23 protein-coding genes and 1 pseudogene are annotated in these 21,192 nt (G+C 41.9%); 9 read left to right on the top strand and 15 right to left on the bottom strand.

The genetic code is table 11. The annotated features are described in order from the left end of the window. Positions 1-8 precede the first annotated feature (8 nt). Positions 9-638 carry a YhcN/YlaJ family sporulation lipoprotein gene (locus AC0OMA_RS08195; protein WP_003232269.1) on the top strand — a complete coding sequence of 210 codons (630 nt, stop codon included), beginning with the start codon at positions 9-11 and terminating at the stop codon, positions 636-638. An 82-nt stretch (positions 639-720) separates the two neighbouring features. Then, positions 721-930, top strand: coding sequence for a YlaI family protein (locus AC0OMA_RS08190; RefSeq protein ID WP_003232271.1), 210 nt, complete (start codon positions 721-723; stop codon positions 928-930). Positions 931-985: 55 nt separating this feature from the next. Here the strand turns inward: AC0OMA_RS08190 and AC0OMA_RS08185 are convergent, their stop codons facing one another. Together AC0OMA_RS08185 and typA are read right to left on the bottom strand one after the other, a co-directional pair. Next, positions 986-1,303: a YlaH-like family protein gene (locus tag AC0OMA_RS08185; protein WP_003232274.1), complete on the bottom strand. Its 318-nt coding sequence runs from the start codon at positions 1,301-1,303 to the stop codon at positions 986-988. 56 nt (positions 1,304-1,359) lie between these two features. After that, positions 1,360-3,198 (bottom strand): translational GTPase TypA, encoded by a 1,839-nt coding sequence (gene typA, locus AC0OMA_RS08180; RefSeq protein ID WP_003232278.1) that lies wholly within the window; start codon positions 3,196-3,198, stop codon positions 1,360-1,362. A gap of 112 nt (positions 3,199-3,310) precedes the next feature. Here typA and AC0OMA_RS08175 point away from each other — a divergent pair, with 112 nt between their 5' ends. Together AC0OMA_RS08175 and AC0OMA_RS08170 are read left to right on the top strand one after the other, a co-directional pair. Then, positions 3,311-3,499, top strand: coding sequence for a YlaF family protein (locus AC0OMA_RS08175; protein WP_003245500.1), 189 nt, complete (start codon positions 3,311-3,313; stop codon positions 3,497-3,499). A 272-nt stretch (positions 3,500-3,771) separates the two neighbouring features. Then, entirely contained in the window at positions 3,772-4,383 is a 612-nt protein-coding gene (locus AC0OMA_RS08170; RefSeq protein WP_047182566.1) for a hypothetical protein, read from the top strand. A 38-nt stretch (positions 4,384-4,421) separates the two neighbouring features. On the opposite strand, the gene ylaD is transcribed toward AC0OMA_RS08170, so the two are convergent. The 4 genes from ylaD to AC0OMA_RS08150 are packed head-to-tail and all read right to left on the bottom strand — an operon-like array spanning position 4,422 to position 7,432. Next, entirely contained in the window at positions 4,422-4,715 is a 294-nt protein-coding gene (gene ylaD / locus AC0OMA_RS08165) for an anti-YlaC sigma factor ylaD (RefSeq protein WP_015383572.1), read from the bottom strand. Beyond that, on the bottom strand, positions 4,712-5,233 hold the full coding sequence (ylaC, locus tag AC0OMA_RS08160; protein WP_322839634.1) for an RNA polymerase sigma factor YlaC: 522 nt from the start codon (positions 5,231-5,233) through the stop codon (positions 4,712-4,714). Before ylaC ends, ylaD begins: the two co-directional genes overlap by 4 nt. After that, the gene (locus AC0OMA_RS08155) at positions 5,233-5,502 is read right to left on the bottom strand and encodes a hypothetical protein (protein ID WP_322839600.1); all 270 of its coding nucleotides are present in this window, start codon (positions 5,500-5,502) and stop codon (positions 5,233-5,235) included. The genes ylaC and AC0OMA_RS08155 overlap by 1 nt, the downstream gene beginning before the upstream one ends. Continuing rightward, positions 5,492-7,432, bottom strand: coding sequence for a hypothetical protein (locus AC0OMA_RS08150; RefSeq protein ID WP_474222030.1), 1,941 nt, complete (start codon positions 7,430-7,432; stop codon positions 5,492-5,494). Before AC0OMA_RS08150 ends, AC0OMA_RS08155 begins: the two co-directional genes overlap by 11 nt. Positions 7,433-7,716: 284 nt before the next feature. Here AC0OMA_RS08150 and nprE point away from each other — a divergent pair. Next, positions 7,717-9,283: pseudogene (nprE, locus tag AC0OMA_RS08145) on the top strand (neutral metalloprotease NprE). 350 nt (positions 9,284-9,633) lie between these two features. Next, positions 9,634-10,548: a class I SAM-dependent methyltransferase gene (locus tag AC0OMA_RS08140; protein ID WP_015483184.1), complete on the top strand. Its 915-nt coding sequence runs from the start codon at positions 9,634-9,636 to the stop codon at positions 10,546-10,548. Positions 10,549-10,625: 77 nt separating this feature from the next. On the opposite strand, the gene AC0OMA_RS08135 is transcribed toward AC0OMA_RS08140, so the two are convergent. The 3 genes from AC0OMA_RS08135 to AC0OMA_RS08125 form a co-directional block, all read right to left on the bottom strand. Continuing rightward, a complete protein-coding gene (locus tag AC0OMA_RS08135; RefSeq protein ID WP_474222428.1) occupies positions 10,626-11,054 on the bottom strand; it encodes a GNAT family N-acetyltransferase in 429 nt (142 codons plus the stop codon). A gap of 25 nt (positions 11,055-11,079) precedes the next feature. Further along, on the bottom strand, positions 11,080-11,877 hold the full coding sequence (gene suhB / locus AC0OMA_RS08130) for an inositol-1-monophosphatase (RefSeq protein WP_015383566.1): 798 nt from the start codon (positions 11,875-11,877) through the stop codon (positions 11,080-11,082). 139 nt (positions 11,878-12,016) lie between these two features. After that, positions 12,017-12,205: a hypothetical protein gene (locus AC0OMA_RS08125; protein WP_009967148.1), complete on the bottom strand. Its 189-nt coding sequence runs from the start codon at positions 12,203-12,205 to the stop codon at positions 12,017-12,019. Positions 12,206-12,444: 239 nt separating this feature from the next. On the opposite strand from AC0OMA_RS08125, the gene AC0OMA_RS08120 reads away from it, so the two are divergent. Next, positions 12,445-13,083, top strand: coding sequence for a YktB family protein (locus tag AC0OMA_RS08120; RefSeq protein ID WP_015252167.1), 639 nt, complete (start codon positions 12,445-12,447; stop codon positions 13,081-13,083). A gap of 32 nt (positions 13,084-13,115) precedes the next feature. Here AC0OMA_RS08120 and AC0OMA_RS08115 read toward each other — a convergent pair whose 3' ends face one another. Next, on the bottom strand, positions 13,116-13,382 hold the full coding sequence (locus tag AC0OMA_RS08115; protein ID WP_003245382.1) for a UPF0223 family protein: 267 nt from the start codon (positions 13,380-13,382) through the stop codon (positions 13,116-13,118). 184 nt (positions 13,383-13,566) lie between these two features. On the opposite strand from AC0OMA_RS08115, the gene speA reads away from it, so the two are divergent. Beyond that, a complete protein-coding gene (speA, locus tag AC0OMA_RS08110) occupies positions 13,567-15,039 on the top strand; it encodes an arginine decarboxylase (protein WP_014479695.1) in 1,473 nt (490 codons plus the stop codon). 38 nt (positions 15,040-15,077) lie between these two features. Here speA and AC0OMA_RS08105 read toward each other — a convergent pair whose 3' ends face one another. After that, complete coding sequence (locus AC0OMA_RS08105) at positions 15,078-15,197, bottom strand: GapA-binding peptide SR1P (RefSeq protein WP_003232305.1); 120 nt, start codon at positions 15,195-15,197, stop codon at positions 15,078-15,080. Between the two features lie 417 nt (positions 15,198-15,614). Here AC0OMA_RS08105 and slp point away from each other — a divergent pair, with 417 nt between their 5' ends. Next, positions 15,615-15,989 carry a peptidoglycan-associated lipoprotein Slp gene (slp, locus tag AC0OMA_RS08100; protein WP_003245672.1) on the top strand — a complete coding sequence of 125 codons (375 nt, stop codon included), beginning with the start codon at positions 15,615-15,617 and terminating at the stop codon, positions 15,987-15,989. Positions 15,990-16,033: 44 nt separating this feature from the next. Here slp and lpdA read toward each other — a convergent pair whose 3' ends face one another. The 4 genes from lpdA to pdhA form a co-directional block, all read right to left on the bottom strand. After that, positions 16,034-17,446, bottom strand: a complete 1,413-nt coding sequence (gene lpdA, locus AC0OMA_RS08095; protein WP_003232309.1) for a dihydrolipoyl dehydrogenase — start codon at positions 17,444-17,446, stop codon at positions 16,034-16,036. Positions 17,447-17,450: 4 nt separating this feature from the next. Continuing rightward, positions 17,451-18,779: a pyruvate dehydrogenase complex dihydrolipoyllysine-residue acetyltransferase gene (pdhC, locus tag AC0OMA_RS08090; RefSeq protein ID WP_003232311.1), complete on the bottom strand. Its 1,329-nt coding sequence runs from the start codon at positions 18,777-18,779 to the stop codon at positions 17,451-17,453. A 114-nt stretch (positions 18,780-18,893) separates the two neighbouring features. After that, positions 18,894-19,871 carry a pyruvate dehydrogenase complex E1 component subunit beta gene (gene pdhB, locus AC0OMA_RS08085; RefSeq protein ID WP_014113660.1) on the bottom strand — a complete coding sequence of 326 codons (978 nt, stop codon included), beginning with the start codon at positions 19,869-19,871 and terminating at the stop codon, positions 18,894-18,896. Positions 19,872-19,874: 3 nt separating this feature from the next. Beyond that, a complete protein-coding gene (gene pdhA / locus AC0OMA_RS08080; protein ID WP_003222294.1) occupies positions 19,875-20,990 on the bottom strand; it encodes a pyruvate dehydrogenase (acetyl-transferring) E1 component subunit alpha in 1,116 nt (371 codons plus the stop codon). Positions 20,991-21,192: the final 202 nt, after the last annotated feature.

Below are 21,192 nucleotides of genomic sequence, written 5' to 3'. Positions count from 1 at the left end.
ACCCGCAAGTGCGAATTCTTTTCATTATCATACAGCTGACACTTATCCTGTCCGCTTGTGCCTATCAACAAGGAAAACAGGGCCAGAATGTTGAAAAAGAATCAACAAGACAGCAGGAGACTAAACCGATTCACGTAAAGGACACAACTCAAGAAACAAAAGACAATGGAACAAGAACGGATATTGCCAAGCATCTTGTCAGCGTTGCTGAAAAAAACCCCGACGTCAAGGATGCAACAGCCGTTGTGCTGGGAGGTTATGCTGTTGTTGGGATTGATGTCGATGATACTTTGGACAGAAGCAAAGTGGAAACCATTAAATATTCTGTAGCCCAGGCGCTAAAGAATGATCGATATGGCGCCAACGCAGTAGTCATTGCTGATCCCGATACGGTCAGCCGCCTTCGCGAAATGAGCAGAGAAATCAGCGAGGGCCATCCGGTAACAGGTATACTGGATGAATTAGCTGCAATTGTCGGCCGAGTGCTTCCCGAAGTGCCTAACGATGTGATTGACAATGAAGACGAACCGCAAACAAAGCAGCAAAATGACCAATTAAATAGAAAACAGCAGCAGGAAATGGAGAAGGAGCAAAACGATCAATCTGATCATCATATGAAAAAGAACAACAATGACTAAGCTATAGCCTTGCGCTTTAGCTTTTTCTTATTTTGGACAGCTTCTGATCCGTGCTATAATACATGTTAGTGAAAGAGGTGATATGATGAGGGTCAAATGTTCTATTTGCGATAAAATTGAAACAATTGATGATGATACCCTGATCGCGAAACGGCTTCGAAACCGCCCGATCCATACATATATGTGCCAGGAATGCCACGATCGGATTGCCAAAAAAACAGAGGAACGACTGAAAACGGGAAAATTTACTTTTCACCCGGGACAGCAGAAAAAAGAAAAAGTCAAAAAATAAAGTGGCCGCTTAACCATACAGAACACAAAAAAGACTCAGCTTTCAGCTGAGTCTTTTATGATTTTGCAGACTGTCCTTTTTTCGACTGATACAGCCGGATTTTGTAAATGATTAAAATCAGCGCAGCGACGACCAATCCTTCTGCCACGGGCAAAAACACCCCTAAAAAAGTCAAAACAGTGCAGCCCAACGCCAAAAATACATACACCACTGCAGATTTTAATACAGGAAGCCGTTTAGCAAATCCAAGCTTAAATACAATAACGGCCAACACAAAAATCGTGCCGTACAGCAGCCACATGCCTGCCGCAGGCTGCCGGTCTACTTGATATAGAGCGGCGAAGAACGACAGACGTTCGCTTACGTCATTCAAAAAGATTCCCTCCCCTGTAAACGTACGGGTTCTATCTTTTCAAATTCTGCACGAGATTAAGACAATCCTGCTGTTTTTTTCTTTTTAGCTGCTTTTTCACGTTCGTTCTTATTGAGGATCTTCTTTCTTAAACGGATGGATTCAGGCGTTACTTCACAATATTCATCTTCGTTTAAGTACTCTAGAGACTCCTCAAGAGACATGATGCGCGCTTTTTTAATTGTAGTTGTCTGATCCTTTGTCGCAGAACGGACGTTTGTTTGCTGTTTCATTTTGCTGACGTTAACAACAAGGTCATTGTCACGGTTATGCTCTCCAACGATCATTCCTTCGTATACTTCAGTACCTGGCTCAACGAAGATGACACCGCGGTCTTCAATTCCTTGAATTCCGTATGATGTTGCTTTTCCGTTTTCCATTGACACAAGTACACCTTGACGGCGTCCGCCGACTTGGCCTGCCTGCATCGGCTGGTAGCTGTCAAACGTATGGTTCAAAATACCGAATCCGCGTGTTAATGATAGGAATTCTGTAGAGTAACCGATCAATCCGCGGGAAGGAACTGTAAAGATGAGACGGACTTGGCCGTTTCCGTTGTTGATCATATCAACCATTTCGCCTTTGCGGGCACCCATTGATTCCATGACAGAGCCAGTATGCTCTTCAGGAACATCAATTTGCACACGTTCAACAGGCTCACAGCGTACGCCGTCTATTTCTTTGATAATAACTTCAGGTTTTGACACTTGAAGCTCATAGCCCTCACGACGCATATTTTCAATTAAAATTGACAAGTGCAGCTCACCGCGTCCTGAAACAACCCAAGCATCAGGAGAAGCTGTTGGCTCAACACGCAAGCTCACATCCGTCTGAAGCTGTGATTGAAGACGCTCTTCGATTTTGCGGGCTGTTACATATTTGCCTTCACGGCCTGCAAACGGACTGTTATTCACGACAAATGTCATTTGAAGTGTCGGCTCATCAATGCGAAGGACCGGAAGCGGATCTTGATGGTCTACAGGACATACCGTTTCACCAACGTTGATATCTTCCATCCCGGAAACCGCAACGAGGTCTCCCGCTTTTGCTTCTTCAATTTCCACACGCTTTAAGCCTTGGAAACCAAAAATCTTTGTAACACGGAATGACTTAGCCGTTCCGTCAAGCTTCATAAGAGAAACCTGCTGTCCGACTTTCATTGTGCCGCGGAATACGCGTCCGATTCCGATACGGCCTACATAGTCGTTGTAGTCAAGAAGGGCAACTTGGAATTGAAGCGGCTCCTCTGCATTATCAACAGGTGCCGGAACATGCTTAATAATGGTTTCATATAAAGCTTCCATGTTTTCATCCTGTTGTTTCGGATCAAGACTCGCTGTTCCATTAATCGCGGAAGCATATACCACTGGGAACTCGAGCTGCTCTTCATTGGCATCAAGCTCAATGAACAGATCAAGAACTTCATCGATAACTTCCTCTGGACGAGCAAAGTCACGGTCAATTTTGTTTACAACAACAACAGGGTTCAGGTTTTGCTCAAGAGCTTTTTTCAGAACAAAACGAGTTTGAGGCATACAGCCTTCATATGCGTCAACGACAAGCACTACGCCGTCTACCATTTTCATAATCCGTTCTACTTCTCCCCCAAAGTCTGCGTGTCCAGGGGTGTCCAAAATATTGATACGTGTATCTTTATAGTTAATCGCAGTATTTTTCGCCAAAATTGTAATGCCGCGTTCGCGTTCAAGATCATTTGAGTCCATTGCGCGTTCAGCAACCTGTTCGTTGGCACGGAACGTACCAGCCTGATGTAAAAGCTGATCGACTAAAGTCGTTTTCCCATGGTCAACGTGGGCAATAATCGCGATGTTGCGAAGATCATTTCGAAGTTTCACTTTTTCATCTCCTAAAAAAATTAGATAACTTTCATATTATATCACACATCCTCTTTAAAAGCGTCACGTTTTTCTGTAAACTTAATATAAGACGTAAAAGGGGATGGAATTTATGAAAAAAATGAATTGGCTTTTACTATTATTTGCATTTGCAGCGGTTTTCAGCATTATGCTGATCGGCGTCTTTATCGCTGAAAAAAGCCCTGCAGGCATTATCGCCAGCATTGTACTTGTTTGCGCTGTCATGGGCGGCGGATTTACATTAAAAAAGAAAATGCGCGAACAAGGCTTGCTTGATTAAAAGCATTGCCCCGCCGGCGACATTGTAATCAAAAAACACCGCAAAGAAAGCGGTGTTTTTCATTTCTTTAAGCCTTATCTCCCCTGTTTCTTAGTCAGGAAGATGCAAATCATCCTTCATACATAGACAATCGTTCTAACGATCACACGTGCAGCCTTCAAAAAGTAGTTCGGCAACGATACACATAAAATACCATAGCGCCTATTCCTCCACCGGAAACTACTCCCTATAATGGAATTTGTAGCACAATTCATAAAAGGGAGAGAAGAAACATGAAGAAAACATTTGTAAAAAAAGCTATGTTAACGACTGCCGCAATGACATCAGCTGCTCTATTAACGTTCGGTCCTGATGCAGCCAGCGCAAAAACACTGGTTGATAACACTGCTGTTCAACTCCAGCATCAGGCGAGCACTAACGAAGATCTCAATACATTCATTGATATATTAAATCAATGTATTTACGAACAAGACGGTGTATATTATTTTGACAGCGAAAAAGCTGTCGAGTTAGGAATGACAAAAGAAGAGGCTCAGGTAATTGCTACACTCTGGGAATCGACATCAGAATTTTTCGGCATTGTTTCACAATGTGTGTATCTCGAGGATGGAAATTACAAATTTGATACAGAAAAAGCAGTTGAACTTGGCTTCACAGAAAAAGAAGCACTTGCACTTGAACAATTTTTCTCCGCTGTTTCTCTCAAGATTCACATTCTACAAGCAGCCATTGTGCTACAAGATGATGTGTACAGCTATGATAAAGACGCAGCGCTACAAGCAGGTGCAACGCCACTGCAAGCTGACGTTTATGAAAAACTCTTCAGTGCCCTGTCACAAGAACAGCTTGCCGCTATTTACGATATGATTCATCCCCAGGCTTAATGTAAAAAAGCGCTTGCCGGAATCGGACAAGCGCTTTTTTATATCAGCAGTTTGATGATCAGCATCATGGCAACCGCCGCTCCAAACCAGCAGGCAGCTTTCATGATCAGTAAACCATAGTACCTCTGTTTAAAACGCAGTTCTTCTTCCGGCAGAAAAGCCTCCTCAACGGCCTGTTCGCTTTCCAATTCAAATGGCTCAGCCATCGTGTCATACATGTCTCTGCAGCTGCTGCACATTTTTAAATGCTCTTCTATAACGTGTTCCGTTTCTCTTTTACAATCACCTTCAAGATACAGAGGAAGCAGGTCTCTTACTAGAAAGCAGGTCATATCCGCTCCTCCTCTCTACTTTTCGTCATGTTTTTCTTTAGCTCTAATCTAGCCCGGTGCAATGTGGTTTTCACCTTAGAAAGACTCCATCCTAATATCTCAGCGATTTCTTCATAAGAAAGCTCTTGGAATTCTCTTAAAATCAAAACGGATTGATGCTGATCTTTTAACTTCAGGAACTCCTGCCGCAGTGTTTCGCTTTTCACCGTCCGTGACAGATACTGTTCAGGCTGCTCATAAGTTGTTTGCGTTAACCCTTCATTTTTGCTGATATCAATAAATTGGTATTTGACATCCCTGCGGTACCAATTGATAAAGGTATGATGCGCAATGGTGTAGAGCCATGTTCTGATGGAAGAATGCCCCCTAAACGAAGCCAGACCGTTAAGAGCTTTCACAAACGTGTCCAGCGCTAAGTCCTTGGCTGTTTCAAGGTGATGAGTCCTTCTGAATAAATAATTTAAAATTTCTTGATAATACTGCCGATACAAGTCCTCAATGGAATCCTTATGCTTCATTAAAAGTGAAACCACACCGTCATCCAAATGGCCAATAAAATGAAACAGATATACATGGAAGACAGGTATACTTTCATATATCTGATTTGGCTTTCTTCTTCAGCACCGGGACTTCTCTTTAAACAAGTTTTACTCTTTAAGTCTTCCGCATTCTTTTGAAATAGGGATTCATGCTGTTTCATCCATTCCATTGATTCATCCTCTAGCTCTCCTTCTTTATACAGGTCGTATAAGTCTACAAAAACAGACTCTTTTTCTTTATGATTCATAAAGACATTTCACCTCTTGTGTTTCTCCATCCACTACATAGGCATCATGGCGATTTGAATCAAACGGCTGAATAATGATCAGCCATGCATAATGCCGTTCATCCCCTCTTTGAACGATAATCGGACGCATACGCTTTTTGTAAATGACATCCTGATATAGAGAAGCTACTTTTTCGTAAGCCAATGTTCCATTACGATACGTATAGGGGAATGACTGATCAGGTGTATCGCTGTATACATAAACGTTTAGCTGACCTTGATCTTCAAAAAACTCATATGTTTTAGAAGAATCAGTATACATCACCATGTCACCCTGACTGCTTTTTTTCTTCTTTTCTGATCCACGAGCATCGAAGATCGATAATATCTGATGCTGCAGTCGGCTGTTAGCCATTGAGATATTCTTTTTCATCGGAAGCGAAAGACTATGTAAACAACCGGATTCGCCCTCAAATTCCAAAACAATTCCACCTTTTGTTTCCACTCTCACCATGCTTCCGAGCAGGCTATTGCTTTCAATATCAGTGATCTGATAAGGCTGTTTTGAGATGTTCAGTACTGTAAACATTTGTTCCACTTTGTCTTGAATGTCTTGTTCTGTTATATGAACATGCAGAAGAGAGTCAAGCTGATAAATCGAAGGATCTTCACTAAAACCCATTAAGGTTTCCTTTTCCCAATAAAATACCGCGCCATCATCAGCATGATCTTTTTTATGAAGTTGATTTTTCAGGTAAATACGTACGACTGTTTGGCCGTCTTCTTGAGATACCTTTGTTTCGATATGATCCTTATGTAACACACGTCCGTGTCGCTCAAGGAATGCGATGGACTTTAGCTTGTACTCCTGATTCGTTAGCTTTTTTCCATGTGCTTTTTGTAAGTATTCATAATTACGAATCAGCTGCGATACTTCATCTACCTCAGCTTTATAACCTTTGCTTTCAAATGAGTAGAAATAATGCACATCCATGTTTGTACCATGCAAATAAAGTGTTTCATCCGTAGGAAAAAATGACTTTAGTATCTGTTCCGCTTTTTCTGATGAAATGTGCTCCCCGACATAATTGAATGAATCATGGACATTTATCGGTTTTGATACAGCGAAAGCAGCCGTTCCTATGTTATATATCGGATTTAACAGCAGGACAAAAAACACCATGACAGCCATCGTCAGCCACTTATTCACACGCACATAAACCTTTCCTGACTTTTGGAACAGATGATAGCTCATCAAAAATCCCGCCATTGTCAAATAAATCGTATATGGCATTACTGCACCATAATCTTTTGAGATTTGATTTGGATATGGCGCAAGCAGCAAGACAAGCAGTCCGATAATCAGCGTATAAAATATGCCTAGTAAAATCTTATTTGTTCTCCAATACAGCTTGAAAAACACAACATTCAACGCAATGGGAAGAGTGATGATGAAAAACAGAAACACGAATGCAATCGGCTCCATCCCATCCGGGTATTTCTTCCAATACGAAAAGAAACTGAATATCATTTGTACGATTGGCAAACTGACAACGGCCAGATCGAACGTATAAAACATACCCTTTCCGCCATGATCACGCGGCATCAGCATATAGTGAAAAGCCGTCAGCAGCACATATCCGTATAACAAAAAATGCAGCAGCGGCAGCAGTTCTTTTCCGTCCTCTCTTAAGTAAGCGCTGGTGAAGTTTGTTGATTGCACCTGGTGAATAAGTTCAACAGACACTCCCGCCAGCAGCACAATCCGCAATATAACACCCGCCAAGAACATTGTGCGCTGCCGGTTTATTTTGGGATGATGCACCAAAAGATATAAGCCCGCCAGAACAACAATTGACCATTGAATCAGCAAAGTGCTTTGTCTGCTTAATATAAAATAACGTTCGAAATGCAATACATAATGACTGAATAACTCCAACACAAACAACAATCCTTTACTTCTTATTAAGGCCTCATTCGGTTAGACAGCGGACTTTTCAAAAAGTTTCAAGATGAAACAAAAATATCTCATCTTCCCCTTGATATGTAAAAAACAGAACTCTTGAATGAACCATCACATGACACTTGACTCATCTTGATATTATTCAACAAAAACAAACACAGGACAATACTATCAATTTTGTCTAGTTATGTTAGTTTTTGTTGAGTATTCCAGAATGCTAGTTTAATATAACAATATAAAGTTTTCAGTATTTTCAAAAAGGGGGATTTATTGTGGGTTTAGGTAAGAAATTGTCTGTTGCTGTCGCTGCTTCGTTTATGAGTTTATCAATCAGCCTTCCTGGTGTTCAGGCTGCTGAAGGTCATCAGCTTAAAGAGAATCAAACAAATTTCCTCTCCAAAAACGCGATTGCGCAATCAGAACTCTCTGCACCAAATGACAAGGCTGTCAAGCAGTTTTTGAAAAAGAACAGCAACATTTTTAAAGGTGACCCTTCCAAAAGGCTGAAGCTTGTTGAAAGCACGACTGATGCCCTTGGATACAAGCACTTTCGATATGCGCCTGTCGTTAACGGAGTGCCAATTAAAGATTCGCAAGTGATCGTTCACGTCGATAAATCCGATAATGTCTATGCGGTCAATGGTGAATTACACAATCAATCTGCTGCAAAAACAGATAACAGCCAAAAAGTCTCTTCTGAAAAAGCGCTGGCACTCGCTTTCAAAGCTATCGGCAAATCACCAGACGCTGTTTCTAACGGAGCGGCCAAAAACAGCAATAAAGCCGAATTGAAAGCGATAGAAACAAAAGACGGCAGCTATCGTCTTGCTTACGACGTGACGATTCGCTATGTCGAGCCTGAACCTGCAAACTGGGAAGTCTTAGTTGACGCCGAAACAGGCAGCATTTTAAAACAGCAAAATAAAGTAGAACATGCCGCCGCCACTGGAAGCGGAACAACTCTAAAGGGCGCAACTGTTCCTTTGAACATCTCTTATGAAGGCGGAAAATATGTTCTAAGAGATCTTTCAAAACCAACAGGCACCCAAATCATCACATATGATTTGCAAAACAGACAAAGCCGCCTTCCGGGCACGCTTGTCTCAAGCACAACGAAAACATTTACATCTTCATCACAGCGGGCAGCCGTTGACGCACACTATAACCTCGGTAAAGTGTACGATTATTTTTATTCAAACTTTAAACGAAACAGCTATGATAACAAAGGCAGTAAAATCGTTTCTTCCGTTCACTACGGCACTCAATACAATAACGCTGCATGGACAGGAGACCAGATGATTTACGGTGATGGCGACGGTTCATTCTTCTCTCCGCTTTCCGGCTCATTAGATGTGACAGCGCATGAAATGACACATGGCGTCACCCAAGAAACAGCCAACTTGATTTATGAAAATCAGCCAGGTGCATTAAACGAGTCTTTCTCTGACGTATTCGGGTATTTTAACGATACAGAAGACTGGGACATCGGTGAAGACATTACGGTCAGCCAGCCTGCTCTTCGCAGCCTGTCCAACCCTACAAAATACAACCAGCCTGACAATTACGCCAATTACAGAAACCTTCCAAACACAGATGAAGGCGATTATGGCGGTGTACACACAAACAGCCTGAATTCCAAACAAAGCCGCTTACAACACCATCACAAAACTTGGTGTATCTAAATCACAGCAAATCTATTACCGTGCGTTAACAACGTACCTCACGCCTTCTTCCACGTTCAAAGATGCCAAGGCAGCTCTCATTCAGTCTGCCCGTGACCTCTACGGCTCAACTGATGCCGCTAAAGTTGAAGCAGCCTGGAATGCTGTTGGATTGTAATATTAGGAAAAGCCTGAGATTTCTCAGGCTTTTTTTGTTACATATCTTGATTTCTCTCTCAGCAGAAACGACGAAAAGATGCTGCCATGAGACAGAAACCGCTCCTGATTTGCAAAAAGAGGGATGCAGCCGCAAGTACGCATTTTATAAAAGCTAATGATTCAGTCCACATAATTGATAGACGAATTCTGCTCCAGGTCACGTGGCTATGTAAAGGATCGCGCGTCCAATTAAGAGCAAAAACATTGACAAAAAAATTTATTTATGCTAAAATTTACTATTAATATATTTGTATGTATAATAAGATTCTCCTGGCCAGGGGAATCTTATTTTTTGTGGAGGATCATTTCATGAGGAAAAATGAGTCCAGCTTAACGTCTTTGATTTCAGCTTTTGCCCGTGCATATCACAGCCGATATGACACACCACTTATTTTTGATGATTTTATCGCAAAAGATCTCATTAACGAAAAAGAGTTTATCGACATCAGTAAAAATATGATTCAAGGAATATCGTTTTTCAACAAAGAGATCGCCGAACGTTTCCAAAATGATCCTGAAAAAATATTAAAATGGGTTGCACAAATCCAGCTGTCTCCCACGCCCCTAGCACGTGCTTCTTATTGTGAAAAAGTCTTGCACAACGAATTAATGCTGGGAGCAAAACAGTATGTCATTCTTGGAGCAGGGCTGGATACTTTCTGCTTTCGGCATCCAGAATTAGAAAACAGCTTACAGGTTTTCGAGGTTGACCATCCGGCTACACAGCAATTGAAAAAAAATAAGCTGAAGGATGCAAATCTGACAATTCCGGATCATCTTCATTTTGTTCCTATGGATTTCACCAATACGTTTTCGTATGATCCTCTCTTAGATGAAGGATTTAAGAACACAAAAACATTCTTCAGCCTTCTCGGAGTGTCTTATTATGTAACACGGGAAGAAAATGCAAGCTTGATCAGCAATTTATTTTCTCATGTCCCGCCTGGAAGCTCTATTGTTTTTGATTATGCAGACGAAACACTTTTTACAGCAAAAGGGACGTCGAATCGAGTTGAACATATGGTGAAGATGGCTGCCGCAAGCGGAGAACCGATGAAATCATGTTTCACTTATCAAGAGATTGAACATCTGTTAGAGTCATCTGGTTTACTGATCTATGAACATCTATCACCAGACGACATCAATGACCTTTTCTTTAGTAATCGAAAAGACAATTTGTCAGCGTTTGAAACGATTCATTATATTCATGCGGTAAAAAAATAATTTTCAAATCATCAGAAGCCTCTCAATGTTTGAGAGGCTTTTTATTGAACCCGCATGCAGCAAATAAGCTGCCGTTATCATATGGAATCTTCTGCTAAAGGCTTCACCAAGATCATAAATGATTTGCCTTTCTCATCTTTTTCCGTTTTCAGCTGTTCAAAGCCGCATTGGCTTAAAAACAGTATCCATTCCCTGCGCTCAATGGGAACTCCCGCAAACATCGCTTTGTGTTTGGCTCTAAGCAATTTGCTGATCTGTTCAATGATCATCTTCGCATGTCCCTTTTTTTCTTCAGCCGGGTCAATCAGGACCGTTCCGAGCCACGGCTTACCGTTTGAAGGAGACCACTCGAGATGGTAGCTGACGGCAACAGGCAGACCGTCTTTTTCCCATACAAGCCATGACCCGTTGTACATGGAATAGGAGATGATATAGTCTTCTGCATCTTTATCTCCAAACTCCTCCTCTTTCCATACAGGATGAGCCTCCGCGAGCTTTTCTAACAAGCTGAGATCATCCTGCTCAAATGGCCTACTTCCCAGCATGAAGATACTCTTCAAATATCGTTTTATGTATAGATGGGTTTCCGGCTAGCACACTGTGGTTTTCTAAAAAGGTAAACGGCTCTCCTTCAATGGTCGTATAGATGCCTCCTACTTCATTTAACAGCACACAGCCAGCTGCGTAGTCCCATGGCGCAAGCCGCATCGTGATGTAAGCATCTATTCTTCCTGCCGCGACATTTGCCAGCTCTAAAGCGGCAGAACCGTAGGAGCGTGTGCCTCTGACTCTTTTCACAAGTGGCGCTAACACACTTTGATCAATTCTTCTGTTTTCCGTTACCCATGTTGCATTAATGGCAAGAATCGCTTCTTCAATGACGGTTTCTTTTAAAGGAGCCAGCTTCGTTTCATTCATATAAGCCCCTCTGCCGCTAAAAGCGTGATACAGCTCATCGTGCACCACATCATAAATTAAACCGATTTTCCCTTCACCGTTTTCAAAAATCCCAATGGAAATCGCAAAATTTCTTTGCTGGTGCACAAAATTCATCGTCCCATCAATCGGATCAATAATCCATACGACTCCCTCAAGTGAGTGGATTTTGTCTCCTTGCCCCTCTTCACCGAGTATCCGATGTCCCGGAAATGTTTCTTGAATTCGATCAATGAAAAACTTTTCGGTTTCTTTGTCAATATTGGTGACTAAATCATTCGGATTTGATTTCGTTTCAATTGTTAGGCTTTCATGCATGGATTGTGTAATTCTCGCGCCTGCTTCTCTTATCCATTTCTTTGCAATCTCATCAATTTCCGTCCAATTTGTCATTCGTTCGTACCTCTCTTCTATGTAGACCTTTTATTTTATAGGATACTGATAACGGCAATGAAAAAGCAAGGAAAATGAAAAATATCCCTTCTCACGTAAAAACGAACCATTCATGCGGTTCGTTTTCACTATCGCTTTTTTACCCGTTAAGACGAATCCATTCTTTTCTAAGTCGCTCAAGTTTGTTTTTGCTTTGTTCAATCTGCTCTTCATTTTCTTTCTGCATTGCTTCATATAGGGTTGCCAATTCATAATCAACCTCTAGTCTCCAGACAGCAACACGATTGTTTTTCTCTTCCTTAAATCCCTCTTTTACAACTTGCCTCATTGTCTTTCGCCCCTTCCAGAGATCATTTGTTTGTAAAAAAGCATCCCATTTTGCCATTCAACAATGATTACTTCTTATATCGTATGATTGTTCTATTTACGCGCAACATGATTCTGAAAATTGTGTGTTTACCTATTCGTTTATTACCACATTTCCCCTTACTTCAAACGCACTCAATCTTTTTGAAGCTCGTATGAACTGTGATAAAATATGTATACTTAGCATGAAGGAGGAAAATCATGACACAAATGCGTTTCACTGAAGAGGACTTTAACACATTTACAATAGAAGGCTTAGACGCGCGCATGGAAGTATTAAAAGAGACGGTCCGTCCGAAGCTTACAGCTCTAGGCGAACATTTTGCCCCAACTTTATCAGCTTTAACCGGAGATGAAATGTTTCCGCATGTGGCAAAGCACGCAAGAAGATCCGTCAATCCTCCGGCTGACAGCTGGGTGGCGTTCGCAAACAGCAAAAGAGGCTATAAAAAACTGCCGCATTTCCAAATTGGTTTATGGGAAAGCCACGTCTTTGTGTGGTTCGCGATTATTTATGAATCCCCTATCAAAGAAGAATACGGCAAATTGCTTGAAGTGAACCAAGAAACCATTACGAAAAATATCCCTGACAGCTTCGTTTGGTCTGCAGATCACACAAAACCGGGAGTACATAAACAGTCTGAAATGGACAAGGAACAGCTAAAGACACTGTTTGAGCGTTTGCAGACTGTAAAGAAAGCTGAGCTGTTATGCGGCATCCAGCTCCAAAAAGAAGAAGTGCTGAATATGAATAACCAGGAATTCCTTCAGCGTATCGACGATGCCTTTAAGCAGCTGGCTTTTCTGTACCGTCTCACCCAAAAAGTATCACAAGCATAAAAAAGAGCCGGGATATCCCCCGGCTCTTTTTCTTACATTTTAATCTTCGCGTGATCAGATTCTCTCGCCTGTTTGACCGTGCGATAAGGAGAATATGTACTTTGTTCCTCAAACTCGCCGCATAGCTTTTTTTCCTCGGCCTTCCCCGGTACAATTTCCTTGAAACGGCGGTAAGCTTTAAGCAGTTCTTCACGATCCGCCCCTTTTTCATATGCAAGCTCAACCTGCTGGAAAAATGCAATCACATCCACTGCTTCTTCGGTTGTCCAATCTTCATTCATCGGATATTGATACTCCATTTTCTTCACTCCTTATAGATTTACTTCCCTTAAGAGAAAGCATCTTCATTTGATCATAAATTGTTCTTTACATTCTTTCAAGTTCATAATATAATTCATTTGTTTTACGTCTAAAAAACGGTTGAGAAACTGATTTTAATACACACTATTATGCATAGGTATGATTACAAAGGTGGGAAAACAATTGTCGCAACATGAAACACCCTTATACACAGGACTGAAAAAGCATGCAAGCAGACAGCCTGTTCAATTCCACATTCCCGGCCATAAAAAAGGGGCAGGAATGGACCCAGAATTCAGACAATTTATCGGTGAAAACGCGTTAAGCATAGATTTGATTAATATTGAACCATTAGACGATCTGCACGCGCCAAAAGGCATTATTAAACAAGCACAAGATCTGGCTGCTGAAGCATTTGGCGCGGATCACACATTTTTTTCTGTTCAAGGAACAAGCGGCGCCATTATGACAATGGTAATGGCTGTTTGCGGACCTGGCGATAAAATTATTATTCCAAGAAATGTTCATAAATCAATTATGACAGCTATTGTATTTTCCGGAGCGGTTCCAATTTTTATTCATCCTGAAATTGACAATGAATTGGGCATCTCCCACGGCATTACACTTGAATCTGCTAAACGGGCGCTTACCGAACATCCGGATGCAAAAGGGCTTCTCGTCATCAACCCGACATATTTCGGTGTTGCAGCCGACTTAAAAAGCATCGTAGAACTCGCTCATTCGTTTGATGTGCCAGTGCTTGTGGATGAAGCACACGGCGTTCACATTCATTTTCACGACGAATTGCCGCTATCGGCTATGCAGGCAGGAGCGGACATAGCAGCGACAAGTGTACACAAGCTGGGCGGATCACTCACGCAAAGTTCGATTTTAAACATGAGAGAGGGTCTTGTATCAAAAGACAGAGTGCAATCCATACTGAGCATGCTGACAACTACGTCAACTTCTTACTTGCTTCTCGCTTCTTTGGATGTTGCCAGAAAACGCCTTGCAACAGAAGGCCACCAGCTTGCTGAGGAAACACTAAAGCTTGCCAATCAGACGAGAGATCGCCTCAACCAGATTGAAGGCATTTATTGTGTCGGTTCTGAGATTCTTGGGTCGAAAGCAGCTTACAGCTATGATCCGACAAAATTGATTATCTCTGTGAAAAGTCTTGGCCTGACAGGACATGACGTGGAAAAATGGCTTCGTGAATCCTTTAATATTGAGGTTGAGCTTTCTGATCTGTACAATATTTTGTGTATTTTCACTCCTGGTGACAGCCAAAATGATGCAGACCGGCTTGTAGAGGCTTTAACTGAGATCGCACAGCAAATGTCAGAACAAGATGTAACACATCAGCAAACTGAGGTTCTGCTTCCAGAAATACCTTTATTGGCAATGACTCCGCGTGATGCTTTCTATGCAAATACGGAAGTCATCCCATTAAAAGAAGCATCCGGACGGATTATTGCTGAATTTGTCATGGTATATCCGCCTGGTATTCCAATCTTCATTCCAGGAGAAATTATTACAGAAGAAAACATCAGCTACATTTTTAAAAACCTTGACGCAGGCCTCCCTGTTCAAGGACCTGAGGACTCGACTTTACATATGATCCGAGTCATCAAAGAACAAAAAGCAATTCAATAAAAAATAAAAAGCATGCGGCTTAAAGCCGCATGCTTTTTTTACTCTTCATCAACAGGACATTGACATTGTCCGCAGCATGTTCCGTATAATGTTGTCACTTTCTCATCTTCAAAGTAATGAATGGCTTCGTTGCAATCTTGGCAAACAATCGTACCCATCTCTTATTCCCCATTTCTTTGAAATTTGAAAACGCTTAATTTCTTTTGTTGTTATTATATTAATATGTCACATTTAAAATGTCAACAGCAAACTGTATAACACATTTTATTTTATATCATCATATTCACCTTGTTTTTCATTTTCCATCATACAATATCTTCTTCATACAGAAGCTTTACTCGATATATATGCCACAGCACATAATGTAATTTCACGTTTTCTTGAACTTTCATCCAAGAATGCAGCAAAAAATTCAATATACCCCAGGTTGCTATTTTAAACGATTGATATAATATGTAATCTCACTTTAAAAACGGTTTCAATTATATAACAATTAGGTAACAAGAAGCAGATTAAGCCGCCTCTCGTGATAAACTAAAGCTAGTTAACTACTGTTTATACAGAGGAGAAGATAGATGCGATATCGCGCGGTATTCCCCATGCTGATAATAGTATTTGCTTTATCGGGCTGTACGCTTTCCACCATCAATCCGATGAAAAAAAGCCGGATTGACAACATTCATCATACACAAATCCTGTTTTTTTCTGATGAGAACCAAATAGACCAGGAAGCGCCTTATTACGATGCACTGCTTGATTTAGAAAAAGATTATCCCGAGCAAATAGATAAAATGAAGGTCTATGATAAAAAAGAAGGCTGGGAAGATGAGATTGAAACTGTCCCTACCCTTATGGTTGTTGATCAGCGCCATGTCGTGGTGAAAATCGAGGGATGTGTGAAAAAGAAAGAAGACATCATTAAACCATTACAGCATGTGCTGTCAAAATAAAAAAACAGCCCCGCTTTGAGCGAGGGCTGTTTTTGATATGAAAATTATTTTACGATGTGAATCGGACTTCCGATTGCCACTTCAGCAGCTTCCATTGTGATTTCGCCCAATGTTGGGTGAGCGTGAATTGTCATCGCGATATCTTCAGCAGTCATGCCGCCTTCAATCGCTAAGCTTAATTCAGAAATCATATCAGAAGCACTTGCTCCGGCGATTTGCGCACCGATCACAAGACCGTCCTCTTTACGAGTGATCAGCTTCATGAAGCCGTCTGTTTCGTTAAGAGAAAGCGCGCGGCCGTTTGCTGCAAATGGGAATTTAGCAGCAACAATGTCAAGACCTTCTTCTTTCGCCTGTGCTTCAGTGTAACCAACTGATGCAAGTTCAGGCTCGGAGAAAACAACCGCAGGAATACCAAGGTAATCGATTTCTGCAGGCTCTCCAGCGATAGCTTCTGCAGCGATTTTACCTTCGTAAGATGCTTTATGAGCAAGCGGCGGTCCTTCGATGATATCACCGATTGCATAAATGTTAGGTACGTTTGTGCGGCACTGTTTGTCAGTTTTCACGATACCGCGGTCCGTCATTTCGATACCGACTTGCTCAAGACCAAGCTCATCAGTGTTTGGACGGCGTCCTACTGTAATCAATACGTAATCAGCATCAACAGTTTTTTCTTCGCCTTTTACTTCGAAAGTAACTGTTACGCCGTCTGGTCTTTCTTCAACGCCTTTAGCCATCGCGTTTGTATGGATTTCAACGTTGCCTTTTTTCTTCAGTCTGCGTGTAACGAGAGAACTCATTTGTTTTTCGAAGCCAGGAAGAATTTCATCTCCGCCTTCAAGAATAACAAGTTCAGTACCGAAGTTAGCATACGCAGTTCCAAGTTCAGTTCCGATGTATCCGCCGCCGATAACAACGAGCTTTTTAGGAATTTCTTTAAGAGCCAAAGCGCCAGTTGAATTCAGGACACGCTCACTATATTTGAAGTTTGGCAATTCGATAGGACGAGATCCAGTAGCAATGATTGCGTTTTTGAACGTGTATGTTTGAGCAGAGTTCTCATCCATAACACGAACTGAATTGCTGTCTACAAAGTAAGCTTCACCTTTTACAACATCTACTTTGTTGCCTTTAAGAAGACCTGCTACACCGCCAGTAAGCTTGTTGACAACAGAAGCTTTCCATTCTTGAACTTTTGTGAAATCAACTGTTACATTCTCAGCAGTGATTCCCATGTCATCAGAATGTTTTGCATTCTCATAACGGTGACCTGCATTGATCAGCGCTTTTGAAGGGATACATCCAACGTTCAGACAAACGCCTCCAAGAGTTGCTTTTTCAACGACTGTTACTTTTTGTCCAAGCTGTGCAGCGCGGATGGCAGCTACATAGCCGCCAGGTCCCGCACCAATTACAAGAGTATCTGTTTCAATAGGGAAATCTCCTACTACCATAACATTACGCCTCCATTAAAATTAATTGTGGATCGTTCAGTAAACGCTTGATGTGATTTAATGCATTTTGCGCAGTTGCTCCGTCGATCATACGGTGGTCGAAGCTGAGAGAAAGAGCTAAGACTGGAGCTGCTACGATTTCGCCATCACGAACAATCGCTTTTTCTGCAATGCGTCCGATACCAAGAATCGCAACTTCTGGATGGTTGATAACCGGAGTGAACCATTGTCCGCCGGCAGAACCGATGTTTGTAATTGTGCAAGATGCGCCTTTCATTTCAGCTGGAGCAAGCTTGCCTTCACGAGCTTTTGTTGCAAGGCCATTGATTTCATCAGAAATTTCAAAGACAGATTTACGATCTGCATTTTTCACAACCGGTACAAGCAAGCCTTTTTCAGTGTCAGCAGCGATACCGATGTTGAAGTAATGTTTTTGGATGACTTCATCTGTTTTATCGTCAATTGACGTGTTTAAAACAGGGAATTTTTTCAGTGCAGATGTAAGAGCTTTTACAACGTAAGGCAAGTAAGTCAGCTTGATTCCTTGATCAGCAGCAACTTGTTTGAACTGTTTACGATGTGCAACAAGGTTTGTTACGTCCACTTCGTCCATTAACGTTACGTGAGGAGCAGTGTGTTTAGAGTTAACCATCGCTTTTGCAATTGCTTTACGGATACCGCTCATTTTTTCGCGTGTTTCTGGGAATTCGCCCTCTGGAGCTGGTGCAGCAGCCGGTTTAGCAGCTGTTTCTTGTGGTGCAGCTGTTTCTTGCGGTGCAGCTTCTTGCGCTCCTCCGTTTACAAAGCTGTCGATATCTTCTTTTACAACACGTCCGTTGTTGCCTGAACCAGTAACCTTACGGATGTCTACACCTTTTTCACGAGCATATTTACGTACGGAAGGCATAGCGATCACGCGTTTGTTCGGGTCAACTTCAGCTTGATCCTGCTGTCCTGCGCCAGTAGCTTTTGCAGGCTCTTGAGCTTGCTCTTCTTTCGCAACGTCTTGTCCAGCTTCTGCAGTTGACTGAACTTGTGCTTCAGTTTTCGCATCGTCAGACTCATCGCTGCCTTTAAATTGAAGATCTTCGTAACCAGGTGCATCAAACGTAATAATCGTTTGTCCAACAGTTGCAACCGTTCCCTCTTCAACTTTTAATTCTAATACTTTTCCTTTAACAGGTGAAGGAATTTCTACTACTGCTTTATCATTTTGGACTTCAGCCAGTACATCATCTTCGTCTACCTCGTCGTTAGGCTTGACAAACCATTTTACGATTTCGCCTTCGTGGATACCTTCCCCGATATCTGGAAGTTTAAATTCAAATGCCACAGTTCTCGACCTCCTAGTTTGATTAAGCAATTTTAAAGTTTACATCGTAAGCATTGAAAACAGATATATAATAGAGGGAAAACGTTCATCTTCCCTCTCGATTATGCAGTTTGATTAAAATTCAAGCACTTTTCTTGCTGTTTCAAGAACGTCTTTATGGTTTGGAAGCCATACGCTCTCCGCTTGAGAGAAAGGAAATACTGTATCTGGCGCAGCCACGCGAAGTACAGGTGCTTCCAAGCTCAGGATCGCACGGTCATTAATTTCTGCTACTACGTTTGCAGCAATACCGGCTTGTTTTTGTGCCTCTTGAACGACAATCGCGCGTCCTGTTTTTTCTACAGAAGCGATAATAGTATCGATATCAAGTGGGCTTACTGTACGAAGGTCGACAACTTCAGCAGAAATGCCGTCTTTTTCAAGCTCCTCAGCAGCTTTTAATGATTCATGAACCATTGCGCCGTAAGTGATGATTGAAAGATCAGTACCTTCACGTTTCACGTCAGCTTTTCCAAGCTCAATTGTGTATTCTTCCTCAGGAACTTCCTGACGGAAAGAACGGTAAAGCTTCATGTGCTCTAAGAAGACAACAGGATCATTGTCTCTGATCGCAGAAATTAAAAGTCCTTTGGCATCGTAAGGAGTTGATGGAATAACAACTTTGATACCAGGCTGTTGTGCAACAAGACCTTCTAAGCTGTCAGCGTGAAGTTCAGGAGTATGAACACCGCCGCCGAAAGGAGAACGAATTGTTACAGGTGAAGTCCAGCGTCCGCCAGAACGGTAGCGCATACGAGCCATTTGGCCAGAAACTGAATCCATTACTTCATAAACAAATCCGAAGAATTGGATTTCCATTACCGGACGGAAGCCGTTTAAGCCTAAACCAAGGGCAAGACCGCCGATACCAGATTCAGCAAGTGGCGTGTCAAACACACGGTCTTCACCGAATTCTTTTTGCAATCCTTCTGTCGCACGGAATACGCCGCCGTTTACACCAACGTCTTCTCCGAAAACTAAGACATTTTCGTCATTTTTCAGTTCTGTGCGTAACGCATCCGTGATTGCTTGAATCATTGTCATTTGCGCCATGGCTTACTTCGACTCCTTCTGTGTATAAATTTCAAATTGCTCCTCAAGGTTGTGAGGCATTTTTTCGTACATGATTTTCATTAAATCAGTTACTTTTTGCTTCGGTTCAGCATCAGCTTTTTTGATCGCTTGCTTAATTTCTTCTTTCGCATCCTCAATTACTTTTGCTTCTTCTTCTTCAGACCATAAGCCTTTGTTTTCAAGGAACGCACGGAAACGTACAAGCGGATCTTTTTGTTCCCACTCATTTTCGATTTCTTTTGTACGATATTTAGTAGGATCGTCACCAGCCATTGTGTGCGGGCCATAACGGAATGTAAGTGTTTCAATTAGTGTTGGACCTTCGCCGTTGATTGCGCGCTCGCGTGCTTCAGCAGTTGCTGCGTATACAGCAAGCGGATCCATTCCGTCTACTTGTACGCCGACAATACCGGCAGCTACAGCTTTTTGTGCAATTGTTTCAGCTGCAGATTGTTTTTCAACAGGAGTTGAAATCGCGTAACGGTTGTTTTGTACCACGAAGATTGCAGGTGCTTTATAAGCTCCGGCAAAGTTAATTCCTTCGTAGAAGTCCCCTTGAGAAGCTCCGCCGTCACCAGTGTAAGTGATTGCGACAGCTTTCTTACCGCGTTTTTTAAGACCTAGCGCAACACCGGCAGTTTGAATGTATTGAGCACCGATAATGATTTGTGGAGAAAGGGCATTCACATCATCAGGCATTTGGTTTCCTCTGAAATGTCCGCGAGAGAAAAGAAACGCTTGATATAATGGAAGGCCGTGCCAAATTAACTGAGGCACATCACGGTATCCAGGAAGAACAAAGTCTTCTTTTTCAAGCGCGAAATGCGTTGCAATCTGAGAAGCTTCTTGACCCGCAGTAGGAGCGTAAAATCCGAGACGTCCTTGACGGTTTAATGAGATAGAGCGTTGGTCAAGCACACGCGTAAATACCATGCGGCGCATTAGCTCTTTTAATTGATCATCAGTTAAATCAGGCATCGCCGCTTCATTCACGACTTCTCCCTTTTCATTTAAAATTTGGAACGTTTCGAACTGCTTTTTAATGGCATCAAATTGCTTCTTACTGTCAACGATAGCTTTTTTCGTTTTTGCAGCCATACTAAGTCACCTCTTCCTTTCTTTTAAACAGTCATTAGACGTGCATTCCTTTTATACATACAAACTTAGGGTACCCTAAAGTATCAGCAGTAAGTCGTATTATATTTTAGCCGATCCCCAGTTTGCCAAAACCTTTTATGTAGGATAGTTACACTCTGCTTTGAACTGTATTATTTCGAAGTTGTAAAAAACTAATACAACA

This window comes from Bacillus sp. AMCV2, from assembly GCF_056033925.1.
This window is presented reverse-complemented; position numbering and strand designations above follow the sequence as displayed.